Source organism: Geodermatophilus sp. SYSU D00663, from assembly GCF_054050655.1.
The window spans coordinates 71,260-85,369 of the sequence record NZ_JBJGZT010000013.1 but is presented as its reverse complement, the minus strand read 5'-3'; the positions used below and the strand labels follow the sequence as shown (position 1 = coordinate 85,369).

At 76.9% G+C, this 14,110-nt stretch carries 14 protein-coding genes; 2 read left to right on the top strand and 12 right to left on the bottom strand.

The features are described from left to right. Position 1: 1 nt before the first annotated feature. The 8 genes from ACI79Z_RS12180 to ACI79Z_RS12145 form a co-directional block, all read right to left on the bottom strand. Positions 2-487 carry an A24 family peptidase gene (locus tag ACI79Z_RS12180; RefSeq protein ID WP_456902780.1) on the bottom strand — a complete coding sequence of 162 codons (486 nt, stop codon included), beginning with the start codon at positions 485-487 and terminating at the stop codon, positions 2-4. Positions 488-663: 176 nt separating this feature from the next. After that, complete coding sequence (locus ACI79Z_RS12175; RefSeq protein ID WP_387986812.1) at positions 664-1,476, bottom strand: shikimate dehydrogenase; 813 nt, start codon at positions 1,474-1,476, stop codon at positions 664-666. A 7-nt stretch (positions 1,477-1,483) separates the two neighbouring features. Then, positions 1,484-3,241 carry an endolytic transglycosylase MltG gene (mltG, locus tag ACI79Z_RS12170; protein ID WP_456902779.1) on the bottom strand — a complete coding sequence of 586 codons (1,758 nt, stop codon included), beginning with the start codon at positions 3,239-3,241 and terminating at the stop codon, positions 1,484-1,486. A gap of 73 nt (positions 3,242-3,314) precedes the next feature. After that, complete coding sequence (gene ruvX, locus ACI79Z_RS12165) at positions 3,315-3,980, bottom strand: Holliday junction resolvase RuvX (RefSeq protein ID WP_387986806.1); 666 nt, start codon at positions 3,978-3,980, stop codon at positions 3,315-3,317. Between the two features lie 5 nt (positions 3,981-3,985). Next, positions 3,986-6,676 (bottom strand): alanine--tRNA ligase, encoded by a 2,691-nt coding sequence (gene alaS, locus ACI79Z_RS12160; RefSeq protein ID WP_387986804.1) that lies wholly within the window; start codon positions 6,674-6,676, stop codon positions 3,986-3,988. A gap of 62 nt (positions 6,677-6,738) precedes the next feature. Continuing rightward, positions 6,739-7,032, bottom strand: coding sequence for a hypothetical protein (locus ACI79Z_RS12155; protein WP_387986802.1), 294 nt, complete (start codon positions 7,030-7,032; stop codon positions 6,739-6,741). Then, positions 7,032-7,457, bottom strand: coding sequence for a DUF948 domain-containing protein (locus tag ACI79Z_RS12150; protein ID WP_387986799.1), 426 nt, complete (start codon positions 7,455-7,457; stop codon positions 7,032-7,034). Before ACI79Z_RS12150 ends, ACI79Z_RS12155 begins: the two co-directional genes overlap by 1 nt. Before the next feature lie 110 nt (positions 7,458-7,567). Further along, a complete protein-coding gene (locus tag ACI79Z_RS12145; RefSeq protein WP_456902778.1) occupies positions 7,568-8,941 on the bottom strand; it encodes a replication-associated recombination protein A in 1,374 nt (457 codons plus the stop codon). A 35-nt stretch (positions 8,942-8,976) separates the two neighbouring features. Between ACI79Z_RS12145 and ACI79Z_RS12140 the strand changes: the two genes are divergently transcribed. Next, positions 8,977-9,837 carry an aldo/keto reductase gene (locus ACI79Z_RS12140; RefSeq protein ID WP_456902777.1) on the top strand — a complete coding sequence of 287 codons (861 nt, stop codon included), beginning with the start codon at positions 8,977-8,979 and terminating at the stop codon, positions 9,835-9,837. 82 nt (positions 9,838-9,919) lie between these two features. Here ACI79Z_RS12140 and ACI79Z_RS12135 read toward each other — a convergent pair whose 3' ends face one another. After that, on the bottom strand, positions 9,920-10,795 hold the full coding sequence (locus ACI79Z_RS12135) for an endonuclease domain-containing protein (protein ID WP_456902776.1): 876 nt from the start codon (positions 10,793-10,795) through the stop codon (positions 9,920-9,922). A gap of 155 nt (positions 10,796-10,950) precedes the next feature. After that, positions 10,951-11,349 carry a hypothetical protein gene (locus ACI79Z_RS12130; RefSeq protein ID WP_456902775.1) on the bottom strand — a complete coding sequence of 133 codons (399 nt, stop codon included), beginning with the start codon at positions 11,347-11,349 and terminating at the stop codon, positions 10,951-10,953. Positions 11,350-11,384: 35 nt separating this feature from the next. Between ACI79Z_RS12130 and ACI79Z_RS12125 the strand changes: the two genes are divergently transcribed. Continuing rightward, a complete protein-coding gene (locus ACI79Z_RS12125) occupies positions 11,385-11,588 on the top strand; it encodes a hypothetical protein (RefSeq protein WP_456902774.1) in 204 nt (67 codons plus the stop codon). An 80-nt stretch (positions 11,589-11,668) separates the two neighbouring features. On the opposite strand, the gene ACI79Z_RS12120 is transcribed toward ACI79Z_RS12125, so the two are convergent. Further along, a complete protein-coding gene (locus tag ACI79Z_RS12120) occupies positions 11,669-12,760 on the bottom strand; it encodes a pyridoxal-phosphate-dependent aminotransferase family protein (protein ID WP_456902773.1) in 1,092 nt (363 codons plus the stop codon). 10 nt (positions 12,761-12,770) lie between these two features. Then, positions 12,771-14,096: a glycosyltransferase gene (locus tag ACI79Z_RS12115; protein ID WP_456902772.1), complete on the bottom strand. Its 1,326-nt coding sequence runs from the start codon at positions 14,094-14,096 to the stop codon at positions 12,771-12,773. Positions 14,097-14,110: the final 14 nt, after the last annotated feature.

The following is a 14,110-nucleotide window of genomic DNA, read 5'->3' as shown; positions in this document are numbered from 1 at the left end:
GTCACGCCAGCGGCCCCTCGACCACCAGGGCGAGGACCGCGCCGAGCAGCAGCGGCGGGCCGAACGCGACGGGCGTGTCCCAGCCGGCCCGGCCGGTCGCCACCAGGACGAGCGAGGCGGCGGCACCGGCGAGCAGGCCGAGGAACACCCCCGCGAGCAGCACGCCCCAGCCGGCCCAGCCCAGCAGCAGCCCGAGCAGCGCGAGCAGCTTGACGTCGCCGAGGCCCAGCCCCGACGGCCCGGCCAGGGCGGCGAGCAGCGCGATCCCGCCGGCCGCGGCCGCGGCGAGCAGCGCCCGCAGCAGCGCGGGCCAGGTGCCGAGCAGGGCGGCGTCGGCGAGCAGGGCGGCGGCGCACACGGCCGCGGCCGGGAGCGTGACCCGGTCGGGCAGCCGGTGGACGGCGAGGTCGACCTGGGCGAGGACGACGGCGGCGCCGGCGGCCCAGGCGTAGGCGGCGGTCGCCGGGCGGGCGCCGGTGAGCAGCACCGCGCCGCACAGCAGCAGGACGAGGACGAGCGCGCTGAGCAGGGCGCGGGCGGGCGTGGCCCGCGCCGCGGGGTCCCGGCCGGCCAGCCGGACGGCGGCGCGCGCCAGCGGCGGGCCGAGCGCCGCGGCGGCCAGGACGGCGGCCGCCAGCAGCAGCTCGCGCGGGACGGGAGGGCTCAGCGGGCGTCCAGCGCGGCGCGCATGGGGCCCAGCGGCGCGGGCAGCCCGGTCATCAGCTCGACCTGCACCGTGGCCTGCCAGAACAGCATCTCGATGCCGCTGACCACCGTGGCGCCGGCCCGGTCGGCCGCGGCGGCCACCGGCGTGGGCCACGGCGCGTAGAGCACGTCGAGCACCGTCTGCCCGGCGTGCCAGCCGAGGCCCGCGAGGTCCCGGTGCGCGCCGATCGGCACGGTGCTGACGACGACCGGTGCCTCGACCGGGCCGGGCTCCAGGACCCGGACCACGGCCTCCACCCCCAGGACCCCGAGCACCCGGGTGACGTCGGCGGCGCGGGACGGGTCGCGGACCAGCACGTCGACCGACTCCGCGCCGAGCTCGGCCAGCGCGACGGCGGCGGCCGCGGCCGTCCCGCCCGCGCCGACGATCGCCGCGTGGGAGACCCGCTCGACGCCGCCGGCCTGCAGCGCCATGCCGACGCCGTGTGCGTCGGTGTTCTCCGCCCGCCAGCCGGCGTCGGTGTGCACGAGGGTGTTCGCCGCGCCCAGCAGCCGGGGCAGCGGCTCGACGGCGTCGGCGACGGCGACCGCCGCCTGCTTGCACGGCATGGTCACCGAGAACCCCCGCCACTCCGGGCCGAGGCCGGCGACCAGGTCGGGCAGGTCCTCGGCGCCCACGTCGAGCGCGTCGTAGGTCCAGCCGGTCAGGCCGAGCGCGGCGTAGGCGGCGCGGTGCAGCAGCGGGGAGAGCGAGTGCCCGACCGGGCGGCCGACGACGGCCGCCCGGCCGGGCGGGGCCGGTGCGGGCACGGGCCGGTCAGCCACCACACCCGAGGCCGGCGTCGGCGCACCGCTGGCGGGCCGCCAGGAACTCGTCGTAGCTGGCGGTGAAGAAGTGCCGCCCGTCCGGGGACTCCAGCACGTAGTACAGGAGGTCCCCGGTCGTCGGCGCCAGCGCCGCCTCCAGGCTCGCCTCACCGGGCGCCGCGATCGGCGTCGGCGGGAGGCCGGCCCGGGTCCGCGTGTTGTACGGGCTGTCGGTCTGCAGGTCGGTGACGGTGAGGTCGTTGCCGTTCTTGCCGAGCCCGTAGGCCAGCGTCGCGTCGATCCCGAGCGGGATGCCCTGCGACAGGCGGTTGTAGACGACCTGCGCGACGTCCACCCGCTCGTCGTCGACCTTGGTCTCCCGCTCGATCATCGAGGCGACGACGACGACGTCGTACACCGAGCGCCCGGCCGCGGCGGCCCGCTGCTCGAGCTGCACGTCGGCCGCCGTGTCGGTGAACCGGGAGACCATCGCGCGCAGCACGTCGACGGCGGTGTCGTCGGGCTCGACGTCGTAGGTGGCCGGGAACAGGAAGCCCTCGAGCTGCCCGTTCGCGTAGGCCGGCAGGCCCAGCGCGGCCGGGTCGGCGGCCGCCGCCTGGAGTTCCTCGATCGGCGTGCCCGTCGCCTCGGAGATCCGCTGCAGCGTGCCCGCGAGCGTGGAGCCCTCGGGGACGGTGACCCGCGAGACCTGCCGGGCGGCCGGGTCGAGCAGCAGGTCGAGGGCGGCCTGGCCGCTCATCTGCGACCGCAGCTCGTAGACGCCGGGCTGGATGCCGGTCGCCGCCGCGTTCGCCTCGGCGGCGTCGACGAACGGCTCGGAGGAGGCGATGACGTCGGCGTCGACGAGGGTGCGGGCGATGTCGCTGAGGGTGTCGCCCTCGCCGACGCGCACCTCGACGCTGCCGGTGCCCGCGCCGGCGTAGTCCTCGGCCTCAGGGTTGACCAGGCCGATGAGGGCCCTGCCGCCGAAGACGATGCCGGCGACGAGCCCGGCGAGGACCAGCAGCGCCAGGACGTTGGCCAGCGGGCTGCGGCGGCGGCCGGAGCGCCGGCGGGGCGCGGGTGCGGCCTCGTGGTCGTCGTAGAGGTCGCCGTCGTGCAGGTCGCCGTCGTGCAGGTCGCCGTCGTGCAGGTCGCCGTCGTGCAGGTCGCCGTCGTGCAGGTCGCCGTCGTGGAGGTCGGCGGAGCCGGTCTCGTCGGGGTCGTCGCCGAAGACGGCGGCGTGCCCGTGCTCCTCGGCCTCGTCGCGGGCGCGCCGGCCGCGCCGGCGGGGGCGGTCCGCGCTGCCGGCGCCGAGGACCTCGAGGCCGCCGGTGGGGTCCTCGTCGTCGGCGGGCTCGTCGTGCGGGCCGACGGCGGCCGCGGCCACGGTGGGCGCGTCGTCGGGGTCGGTGGTCTCGTTGCGGCGGGCGAGCTTCGACCACGGGCCGGACGGCCGCGGCGGGACGCCGGGCAGCGGCGGCACGGGCTGGCTGTCGCCGGGCAGCGGGCCGGTGCGGTCGTCCTCGGGCGCGCCGCCCCCGGCGCCGGCGTCCGCGTCGTCCGGGGCGGCGTGCCGGCCGGCGGTCACCGGCCGGACGTCGCGGTCCAGCAGGCCGGCGCGGGACGGGGTGCCGGGACGGGCCGGGCCGGGGCCGAGGGGCAGCCGTGTCGTCTGCGGGCCGGCCGGCCAGGCACCCGCGGGGGGCGCCGGGACGTCCGGCATGCCGGGGAGGCCCCGCCCGTACGGCGGGACCGGACCGGTCACCGGCACACCTCGCTGACGCTCGGCGTACCGGTGCCCACCGGTGCTGTGCCCTTGCACGACCTCGCGAGCTCGGTCATGAGCGCCCCCGCTGGGCGTCGAGGTACGCCTGGAGGATGACCACGGCGGCGGCCTGGTCGATCACGGGACGCTGGGCGCGGCTGTCGAGCCCGTTGGCCCGCAGGGAACCGGCTGCGGTCACGGTGGAGAGCCTCTCGTCGACGAGGTGCACGGGCACGCTGCCGATGCGCCCGGCGAGTGACCGAGAGTAGGCACGCGCTTCCCGGGCGGAGGCGCCCGACGCACCCGACAGGTGCCTCGGCTCCCCCACGATCACCTCTGTCACCTCGTGTTCCTCGACGAGGGCGGCGATCCGGTCGAGGTCGCCGCCGTCGCGGCGGCGCTCCACGGTCTCCAGCGGGCTGGCCAGCGTGCCGGTGGGGTCCGACAGCGCGACGCCGATCCGCACCGTGCCGACGTCGAGCCCGAGCCGGCGGCCCTGGCGGGACCGGCGCGGCGGCAGCGGCAGCCCCGCGGGCAGCCCCTGGGACAGGTCGATCTCGGTGGTCTCGTTGCGCACCGGCGGGAAGCCGGCACGCAGGTCGATCTGCTCGGTGCGGTGGTGCACCGGCTGCTGCGCCGGGGGCGGGGTCTGCCGGGGCCGCGACGGCGGCACCGCCGGGCGGCCCTGCACGCGCCGCTCCCCCACCGGACCGGTCTCGTCGGGGCGCTGCTCGGGCACTCCGCTCACCTCCCTGTGGCGGTCGCGACCGCCTCTTCGCCGGCCTGCAGGGCGGCGGGGATGCCGCCCGGGTCCGTGCCGCCGCCCTGGGCGACGTCGGGCTTGCCACCACCGCGGCCCCCGACCGGGGCCGCCGCGGCACGCAGCACGTCGCTGGCGGACAACCCGCGCTGCTGGGCGGCGGGGTTCAGTGCTGCGACCAGAGCCACCTTGCCCCCCGACTCCGAGGCCAGCAAGACGACCGCGGGGCGCTCGCCGAGCCGCCCGCGGACGTCCAGGGCGAGGGTGCGCAGGTCACCGCCGGACAGGCCGGCCGGCGCCGCGGTGACGACGGCGACCCCGCCGACGTCCGTCGCGCCCGCCGCCAGCTGACCGGCCGCGGCCTGGGTCTGCTGGGCGCGCAGGTCGGCGACCTCCCGCTCCACGTCGCGCAGCCGGGACAGGATGCCGCCGACCCGGTCGACCAGCCCGTCGGTGGGCGACTTGAGCAGCTCGCCGAGCTGGCGCACCAGGTCGCGCTCGCGGGCCAGGTAGCGGAAGCCCTCGAGGCCGACGACGGCCTCCACGCGCCGCGCGCCCGAGCCGACCGACGACTCGCCGGTCAGCGCGAGCGTGCCGATCTGCGCCGAGCCGGCGACGTGCGTGCCACCGCACAGCTCGCGCGACCAGGGGCCGCCGATCTCGACGACGCGCACCTGCTCGCCGTAGGTCTCGCCGAACAGCGCCAGCGCGCCGATCGCCTGCGCCTCGGGCAGCGTCATGTAGGTGGCGGTGACCCGGTGGTCGGCGCGCACGGCCGCGTTGGCGACGTCCTCGATGTCGTGCCGCTGCTGCAGGGTGAGCGCCCCCTGCCAGGCGAAGTCCAGCCGCAGGTAGCCCGGGCGGTTGTAGGAGCCCGACTGCAGCGCCTGCGGGCCGAGCACCTGGCGCAGCGCGGCGTGCACCACGTGCGTGCCCGAGTGCGCCTGGCAGGCCGACAGCCGCCACTCGCGGTCCACCTCGGCGGTGAGCTCCGCGCCCTCGGCCAGCTCGCCCTCGAGGACCCGGACCTGGTGCACGACCAGGCCCTTGACCGGCCGCTGCACGTCGAGCACCTCGGCGCGGCCGCCGTCCCAGGTCAGGGTGCCGGCGTCGGCGACCTGGCCGCCGGACTCGGCGTAGAACGGCGTCCGGTCCAGGACCACGCGGGTGACCTCGCCCGGCCCGGCCGGCGCGGCCGGGGCACCCTCCTCCGCGGCGAGGTCGGCGACCAGGCCGAGCACGCGGGAGTCGGTGCGCAGGGTGGAGTAGGCCCGCCAGTCGGTGGGGCCGTGGTCGGCCAGCAGCCGGCGGTAGGCCAGGACGTCGACCGAGCCGGTGCGCTTGGCGCGGGCGTCGGCGCGGGCCCGGTCGCGCTGCTGCTGCATGAGCGCCCGGAAGCCGTCCTCGTCGACGGTCACGCCCTGCTCGGCGGCCATCTCGAGGGTGACGTCGATCGGGAAGCCGTAGGTGTCGTGCAGGGAGAACGCCTGCTCCCCCGACAGCGACGGCGTCCCGGCGGCCTTGGCCCGCGCGACGGCGGTGTCGAACAGCGCGGTGCCCGAGGCGAGGGTGCGGCGGAACGCCTCCTCCTCGGCGTAGGCGACGGCGGAGATGCGGTCGAAGTCGGTGACCAGCTCGGGGTAGCTCGCGCCCATCGCGTCGCGGGAGACCGGCAGCAGCTCGGGCAGCGTGGCGGCGTCGACGCCGAGCAGCCGCATCGAGCGGACCGCGCGGCGCAGCAGCCGGCGGAGGATGTAGCCGCGGCCCTCGTTGCCGGGGGTGACGCCGTCGCCGATGAGCATCAGGCCGCTGCGGACGTGGTCGGCGACCACGCGCAGCCGGACGTCGGCGTCGTGGTCCTTGCCGTAGGTGACGCCGGCGAGGTCGGCGGCGCGGCGCAGCACCGGCGCCACCTCGTCGATCTCGTACATGTTGTCGACGCCCTGCAGCAGGAAGGCCACCCGCTCCAGGCCCATGCCGGTGTCGATGTTCTTCTTCGGCAGCTCCCCGACGATCCGGAAGTCCTCCTTGCTCCGGACGTCGGTGAGCTCGTACTGCATGAAGACGAGGTTCCAGATCTCCAGGAACCGGTCACCGGCCGTGTCGACCAGCGGGCCGCCGTCGGGGCCGTACGCGGGGCCGCGGTCGAAGTAGATCTCCGAGCACGGGCCGCCGGGGCCGTCGGCGCCGGTGTGCCAGTAGTTGTCCTTCTTGCCCAGCCGCTGGATGCGCTCGAGCGGCAGCCCGGCGATGCGGTGCCAGGCGTCGGCGGCCTCGTCGTCGTCGAGGTAGACGGTGACCCAGATGCGGTCGGGGTCGAAGCCCAGCCCGCCGTCCTCCACCCGCCCGGTGACCAGGTCCCAGGCGTGCTGGATCGCCCCCTCCTTGAAGTAGTCCCCGAAGGAGAAGTTGCCGTTCATCTGGAAGAACGTGCCGTGGCGGGTGGTCTTGCCCACCTCCTCGATGTCGAGGGTGCGCACGCACTTCTGCACGCTGGTGGCCCGCGGGAACGGCGCGGGCTCGCGGCCGGTCAGGTACGGGATGAACGGCACCATGCCGGCGACGGTGAACAGCAGGGAGGGGTCCGGCGACACCAGCGAGGCGCTGGGGACGACGGTGTGGCCGCGCTGCTCGAAGTGCTGCAGGAAGCGGCGGCGGATCTCGGCGGTCTGCATGGCCTACTCGGTCTCCGGCGACAGGGGCAGGGTGGCGGGGGCGGCCCCCGCGGGGTGGGTGCTCAGCGGTCGGCGGCGTGGGCGCCGCGTCGCCCGGGGAGCTGGAGCTGGGTCGTGTCGCGCTCGGGCAGCGGCGCGTCGAGCCCGGTGCCGGAGCGCAGCTCCTCCTCGCGGGCCGCGGCCGCGGCGCGCACGTCGGCGCCGAACTCGCCGATCGCGTCGGCGAGGTCGCGCAGGCCCTCGACCAGCGCGCCGGCGATGCCCTGCGGGGTGAGCTTCTCCGCGGCCCGGGACAGCTTGCGGACGACGAGCGCGCCGATGGTGATGCCCATCGCCAGCCAGAACAGCCGGCGCATCAGGCGGCCCGCCGGGCGGCGCGGCGCGCGCGGCGCTCGGCCTTGTCACGGGCGGCGGCCTCGGCGATCGCCTGGCCCTCGCGGCGCTTCCTCGTCGCGCTGCGGACGCCGTAGCTGAACGCGGCGACCTTGATCAGCGGGCTGCCCACGGTGGCGGCGACGACGCTGGTCAGCGCCGCGACGTTGCTCGACACGTTCGCCGCGTTGCCGGTGATGTCGTCGACCCGCTCGAGGTTGCTGTTGACCTGGGCGATCGTCGTCTGCGCCTGGGTGAGGATCGGCCGGCTCTCCTCCCGGGTCTGCCGGATGGTCAGCGTGGCCTCGTCCAGGGTGCGTCCCAGCTTCAGCAGCGGGACGGCCAGCAGCAGCACCAGCAGCACCAGCGCCAGGGCGGCGATCAGTCCGGCCCACTCTCCTGCGGACACGCGGCGTCTCCTCTTCTCCGTCGGCGGCCGGCGTGGTCGGCAACGACCGGCGTGGCAACAGTAGTCGCGGCCTCCGGCGCCCATCGGGTGCGCCGGACGACGCCGGCCCGTCAGGCGCCGCGGCCCGCCCGGTCCGCGCCCCGGCTCTCCCGCGGGTGCCGGCGGACGATCGCCCGGAGCTTGCCCAGGCGGGCGCCGATGCCCGCCTCCGCGCCGCGGGGTGTAGGCCGGTAGTAGTCGCGGCCGACCAGCCCGTCGGGCGGGTACTGCTGCGGCACGATCCCGTCGGGCGCGTCGTGCGGGTAGACGTAGGTCGACCCGTGGCCCAGCTTCTTGGCCCCGGCGTAGTGGGCGTCGCGCAGGCCGGCCGGGACCGGCCCGCCCAGGCCCGCGCGGACGTCGGCCACCGACTCGCCGATCGCCACCGTGACCGCGTTCGACTTGGGGGCGGTGGCCAGGTGGACGACGGCGTGCGCCAGCGGGAAGTGCCCCTCGGGCATGCCGATGAGCTGCACCGCCTGCGCGGCGGCGACCGCGGTCTGCAGCGCCGTCGGGTCGGCCATGCCGATGTCCTCGCTGGCGGAGATGACCAGCCGGCGGGCGATGAACCGCGGGTCCTCCCCCGCCACCACCATGCGGGCGAGGTAGTGCAGCGCGGCGTCGACGTCGCTGCCGCGGATCGACTTGATCAGCGCGCTGGCGACGTCGTAGTGCATGTCGCCCTGGCGGTCGTAGCGCACCGCCGCCTGCGCGACGGCGGTCTCCAGGGTGACCAGGTCGATCTCGGCCGCACCTGCGGCCCGCGCAGCACCCGCGCCGGACTCCAGCGCGGTCAGCGCCTTGCGCCCGTCGCCGCCGGCCACGCGCACGAGGTGCTCCTCGGCCTCGGGGCTCAGCGTGAGCGCCCTGCCGAGCCCGCGGTCGCTGGTCAGCGCCCGGTGCAGCAGCGTGCGGACGTCGTCGTCGGACAGCGGCTGCAGCGCGAGCACGAGGCTGCGGGACAGCAGCGGGCTGACGACGGAGAAGAACGGGTTCTCGGTGGTGGCGGCGATCAGGCTGACGATGCGGTCCTCGACGGCCGACAGCAGCGAGTCCTGCTGGGTCTTGGAGAACCGGTGCACCTCGTCGATGAACAGCACGGTGCGCCGGCCGGCGTAGGTGAGCTCCCGCTTGGCCGCGGTGATGACCGCCCGGACCTCCTTGACGCCGGCGTCGAGCGCCGACAGCTGCACGAACTGCCGCTTGGTGGCCAGTGAGATGACGTGCGCCAGCGTCGTCTTGCCGGTGCCCGGCGGGCCGTAGAGGACCAGCGACATCGGCTCGTCGGCCTCCACCAGGCGGCGCAGCGGCGCCCGCGGGCCGAGCAGGTGGGACTGGCCGACGACCTCGTCGAGGGAGCGCGGGCGCATGCGCACCGCCAGCGGCGCGCCCGGGTCGACGACGTCGCTCCCGGCCTCCGCCGGCTCGTCGAACAGGCTCGTCACGGGTAGCGACGCTACCCGCGGGGCACGACAGCCCCGTGCAGCAGCGACGCATCGGAGACCGCACCGTCAGCGCGATCGGCCTGGGGGCCATGCCCCTGTCGACCAAGACCGACCGGCCGACCCGCGAGGAGGCGGTCGCCGTCGTCCACGCGGCGCTGGACGCCGGCGTGACCCTGGTCGACACCGCCGACGCCTACGCCCGCGACGAGTCCGAGTTCGGGCACAACGAGACGCTCGTGGCCGAGGCGCTGGCCTCCTGGGGCGGCGATCCCTCGCAGGTGCTCGTGGCGACCAAGGGCGGGCACACCCGGCGGGGCACCGACTGGGAGCTCGACGGGTCGCCGGCCCACCTGCGGCGGGCGTGCGAGGCCTCGCTGCGGCGGCTGGGCGTGGACGCGATCGGGCTGTACCAGTACCACCGGCCCGACCCGGACACGCCGTGGGAGGACTCGATGGGCGCGCTGCGGCAGCTCGCCGACGACGGCCTGGTGCAGATGGTCGGCATCTCCAACGCCGACGTCGCGCAGATCGACGTCGCCCGCTCCATCGTCGGCCCGGCGCTGGCGGCCGTGCAGAACCAGTTCTCGCCGGGGTGGCGGTTCTCGGCCGGCGAGGTGCAGCACTGCGCGGCGCACGGGCTCGCGTTCCTGCCGTGGAGCCCGTTCGGCGGTGTGACCGCGGCCGGGTCGCTGTCGGCCACCGCGCCGGCGTTCGCGGAGGTCGCGTCCGAGCTGGGCGTGTCGGTGTACCGGGTGACGCTGGCCTGGCACCTCGCCCAGGCCGACGTCGTCGTGCCCATCCCCGGCGCGTCGCGGCCGGCGTCCATCCAGGACTCGGCCGCCGCGGCCGACCTGGGGCTCACCCGGGACCAGCTGGCCCGCCTGAACGGCTCCTGACCGGGCCGACTCTGAGTCGACCATCGGCTGGTTGCCGTGCGCGCCGGCGTGCCCGCGCGTGTCGGCGGCAACATCCCGGTCATCAACTCGCCGGGCGCCACCCGCGGCTGAGCAGCGCCCGCCGCGTGCGCTCGACGACGACGGCGGGCCCGCCCAGGTGCCGTCCGGCGAAGCGCAGCACCAGCCACCCGCCAGCGGCCATCAGCGAGTACCGGTCGACGTCGCGGCCGAACTGCTCCGCCTCGGCGTGCTGCCGGCCCTCGTACTCGATCACCAGCCGGTGCTCGGCGTACCCGAGGTCGGCGTGCGCGACCACCCGGCCCCACCGGTCGAGGACCGGCACCTGCACCTGCGGCTCGGGCAGGTCGCTGGTCACCAGCCAGTAGCGCAGCAGCGACTCCGGACGGGACATCGCGCCCGGGGACAGCAGCGGCGCGCACTCCCGCGCACGGACGACGCCCCGGGTCCGGCCGGCTCGGCCGAGGCGTCGATCGAGCGCCGCCGCGTCGAGGCGCCCGGCGCGGAGCAGCGCGTCCCCCACGGCGACCAGTTCAGCCGGTGGGAGCCGTGGCGCCAGGTCGAGGAAGGTCTGCGCACCGGAGGTGACCCGCAGGCCCGCGACCTCGGTGACGTCCTCCGCGCGCAGGTCCCGGACGTGCACCGCCAGCCCGCGCCGCTGCGGCAGCACCGGCCGGGGCCGCAACACGACCTCGACCTCAGGTGGAGGGTCAGTGTGCCCGCCGAGCAGGGCCGCCGCGGTGCCCAGCCCGAAGGCGGCGTCCGGGGGGAGCAGCCGGGTCCAGGCGCGGCAGCGGGCTGGAAGGCTCTGCTCCGCGGCGGCGGAGAGGTAGAGCCCGCGGGTGAGCCGTCGCCCGTCCGTGGCCACCTGCCGCCGCCGCGCCCCGGCCGCGCGTGCCTCCGACCAGGTGTGGACCAACGGGAGTTCGACGTCGTCCATGGCGGGACCGTGCCGCCGGGGCCGGCGCCGGGCGGGCGGTGACGGACGGTTGTGGACACCGCGGCGCCTGTGGACGTCCCCGCCTGGAGTCGATCATCGTCTCGTTGCCGCTCCCGCCGGCGTGCCCGCACGTGTCAGCGGCAACGACCCGATGATCAACTCACGGGGGCGGATCCCGCCTGGGCGCGGCGGTGGCCGTCGAGCAGCACCGCCACGAACACCGCCAGGACCACGGCGGCGACCCACGGTCCCCAGTCCCGGCCGAGAGGGGACGCCGCCAGGCCGAAGACCTGCCACGCCCCCGCGAGCGCGTCGCCGAGCGTCCGCGGCAGGCCCGTGCCGGGACGCAGCAGCGGTTCCCACCACGCCACCGCGGTCAGCGCCGGGCCGACCAGCCACGCGACCAGCACGACGACCGGCCACAGCACCAGCCGCGCTCCCGGCCGGACGCCGACAACGACCAGCGCCGTCGCCGGCAGGAGGGCATGCAGCCAGACCAGCGCGGTGCCGAGGCCGGACACGTACACCGACGGCGGCAGCACCGACTGCAGCACGGTGACCGCGATCCCCGGGACGGCGTCGCCACCGGGTGGCCGTCGAGTACGAGGGCCGGCAGCACGCTGACACCGGCCAGTTCGGGCGCGACGTCGACCGCTACTCGCTCATGGCGGCCGACGGCTGGCTGGTGCTGCGCTTCGCCGGACGGCACCTGTCCGGGCCGGCCGTGGTGGTAGAGCGGTCCCGCGGCGCGCTGCTCAGCCGCGGCTGGCGTCCCGGCACCGCGCCGTCGTGATCGTCGGAAGCGTGCACGCGACACGCGCCGGCACACCGCCCGCGCGTGCACGCACCCGATGGTCGACTCGCGGCGCCGGCTCAGCGGCCCAGGACCTCGCGCAGCGCGGCGAGCACCAGGGCGACCGTGTCGGGGCGGGCGTTGTGGCCCATGAGCCCGATCCGCCAGACCGTGGCCGCGTACGCGCCGACGCCGCCGCCGATCTCCAGGTCGTAGCGCTCGAGCAGCTCCTTGCGGACGGCCGCGGAGTCGACGCCGTCGGGCACCCGCACGGTGGTGAGCTCCGGCAGCCGGTGCCCCTCCGCGGCGAACAGCTCCAGGCCCATCTCCTGCAGGCCCTCGTGCAGCAGCCGGCCGGCCTCGGCGTGCCGGGCGTGCACCGCGTCCAGGCCCTCGTCGAGGATCCGGCCGAGCCCGGCGTGCAGCGACACGACCATCCCGGTCGGCGCGGTGTGGTGGTAGGTGCGGCCACCCGACCCGGCCGCCTCCCCCGCGTAGCCACCGAGCATGCCGAGGTCGAGGTACCAGCTGCGCGGCTTCTCCACCCGCCGCTCCCACGCGCGGTCGGAGATGGTGAACGGCGCCAGCCCGGGCGCGACGCCCAGGCACTTCTGCGAGCCGGCGTAGGCGAGGTCGACGCCCCAGTCGTCCAGCCGCACCGGGATGCCGCCCAGCGAGGTCACGCAGTCGGCGAGCAGCAGCGCGTCGCCCTTGCCGGCCGCGAGCGGCTCCAGGTCCGACAGCACGCCCGTCGAGGTCTCCGCGTGGACGGCGGCGATCAGCTTCGGCGCGGGGTGCGCCTCCAGGACCCGGGAGGCGTCCACGGGCGAGCCCCACTCGTGGTCGACCCGCACCACCTCGGCGCCGCACCGGGACGCGACGTCGACCATCCGCTCGCCGAAGAGCCCGTTGACCGCCACGACGACGACGTCGCCCGGCCCCACGGTGTTGACGAACGCCGCCTCCATCCCCGCCGACCCGGTCGCCGACAGCGGCAGCGTGCGCCGGTTGGCCGTGCCGAAGACGGTGCGCAGCCGCTCGGAGGTCTCGTCGAGGACGCCGAGGAACACCGGGTCGAGGTGGCCGAGCAGCGGCTGCCCGAGGGCGACCGTCGCCTCCGGGTAGGGGTTGGAGGGGCCGGGACCGAGCAGGGTGCGGGCGCGCAGCGGCATGCGCCGCACCCTAGGACCGGCCTCCCGCGACCGCTCCCCCGACACCCCACGGGTCGGCGTCGGCGCGCTCCACCGGACCGCCCTCGGCGACCAGCCGTTCCAGCAGGTCGGCGGCGGCCGCCGCCCCGCCGTGCCGGGCCAGGGACGCCGCCACGGCCGCCGCCCGCGCGCGGAAGGAGGGGTCGGCGAGCACCCGCTCCACCGCGGCGGCCACCTGCCGCGGCGCGGGTCGGCCGGTGCGCAGGTCGACGCCGGCGCCGGAGGCGGCCACCCGGCGGGCGATCTCCGGCTTGTCGAGCGTGCCGCCGGCCACCACCAGCGGCACCCCGGCCCCGAGCGCCGCCAGCACACCGCCCCAGCCGCCGTTGGTGACCACCACCGCCGTCCGCGGCAGCAGCAGGTCGTACGGGAGGAGCTCCGCCTGCTGCGCGTTCGGCGGCACGACGTCCGCCGGCAGCGCTCCGGACCCGGTGGCGGCCGCGACCACGACGTCGGCGCCGGCTAGTCCGCGCAGGGCCGGGAGGAGCAGGTCGCGCGGGTCGACGTCGTAGGTGCCCTGGGTGACGTGCACGACCGGGCGGCCGTCGGCGAGCAGCCCCGGCCACCACGACGGCGGCTCGCGTCCGGCGGGTGGCGGCGCGAGCTGCCCGACGAAGTGCACCTGACGGGGCAGGTCGCTGCGCGGGTGCTCGAGCTCGGGGACGCCGTGGGCGAGCACCAGCTGCGGCGAGGCGAACGCCTCCAGCGCCGTGGACCGCGCCGGCGGCAGGCCGGCCTCGGCGCGCACCTCGGTGAGGACGGCGTCGATGCGGCGCACCAGCGTGCGCGCCACCAGCGCCCGCAGCGCGGCGTCGCGGGCCCGCCCGAGCCGGCCGCGCCCGGGCAGCAGGCCGGTGCCGAACGGCGGGAGGTCCCGCGACGGCATCGACAGCGGCACCAGCGACACCGACGCCCACGGGGTCCCGGTGCGCTCGGCGACCAGGCTGCAGCCCAGCGCCAGCTGGTCGCTGACCAGCAGGTCCACCGGCCCGGCGGCCTCGACGTCCCGCGCCTGGCCCGCGCCGGTGCGCAGGAACACGTGCTCGAGGTTCGTGGCCACCGCGCGCATGCCGCGGCCGTCGCCCACCTGCGGGAAGGTCGCGCGCAGGTCGGTGTCGTCGAAGTCCGGCGCCCGCTCCCACGGCAGCCAGGACGCCCCGACCGCGGTGAACCGCGCGGCGTACCGCCGGCCGGTGTAGGCGACCACCTCGTGCCCGCGGGCGGTCAGCTCCCCGGCCAGCGCGGCCATGGGCGCCGCGTGGCCGGCGAAGGGCATCGCGGCGACCACCACGCGCATCGCAGACCTCCGTC

What these genes read in the sequence shown, in the direction of transcription:
- alaS (WP_387986804.1), bottom strand. Translation starts at nt 6,676, where the DNA reads ATGCAGACCGCCGAGATCCGCCGCCGCTTCCTGCAGCACTTCGAGCAG.
- ACI79Z_RS12155 (WP_387986802.1), bottom strand. Translation starts at nt 7,032, where the DNA reads ATGCGCCGGCTGTTCTGGCTGGCGATGGGCATCACCATCGGCGCGCTC.
- ACI79Z_RS12135 (WP_456902776.1), bottom strand. Translation starts at nt 10,795, where the DNA reads ATGGACGACGTCGAACTCCCGTTGGTCCACACCTGGTCGGAGGCACGC.
- ACI79Z_RS12120 (WP_456902773.1), bottom strand. Translation starts at nt 12,760, where the DNA reads ATGCCGCTGCGCGCCCGCACCCTGCTCGGTCCCGGCCCCTCCAACCCC.
- ACI79Z_RS12115 (WP_456902772.1), bottom strand. Translation starts at nt 14,096, where the DNA reads ATGCGCGTGGTGGTCGCCGCGATGCCCTTCGCCGGCCACGCGGCGCCC.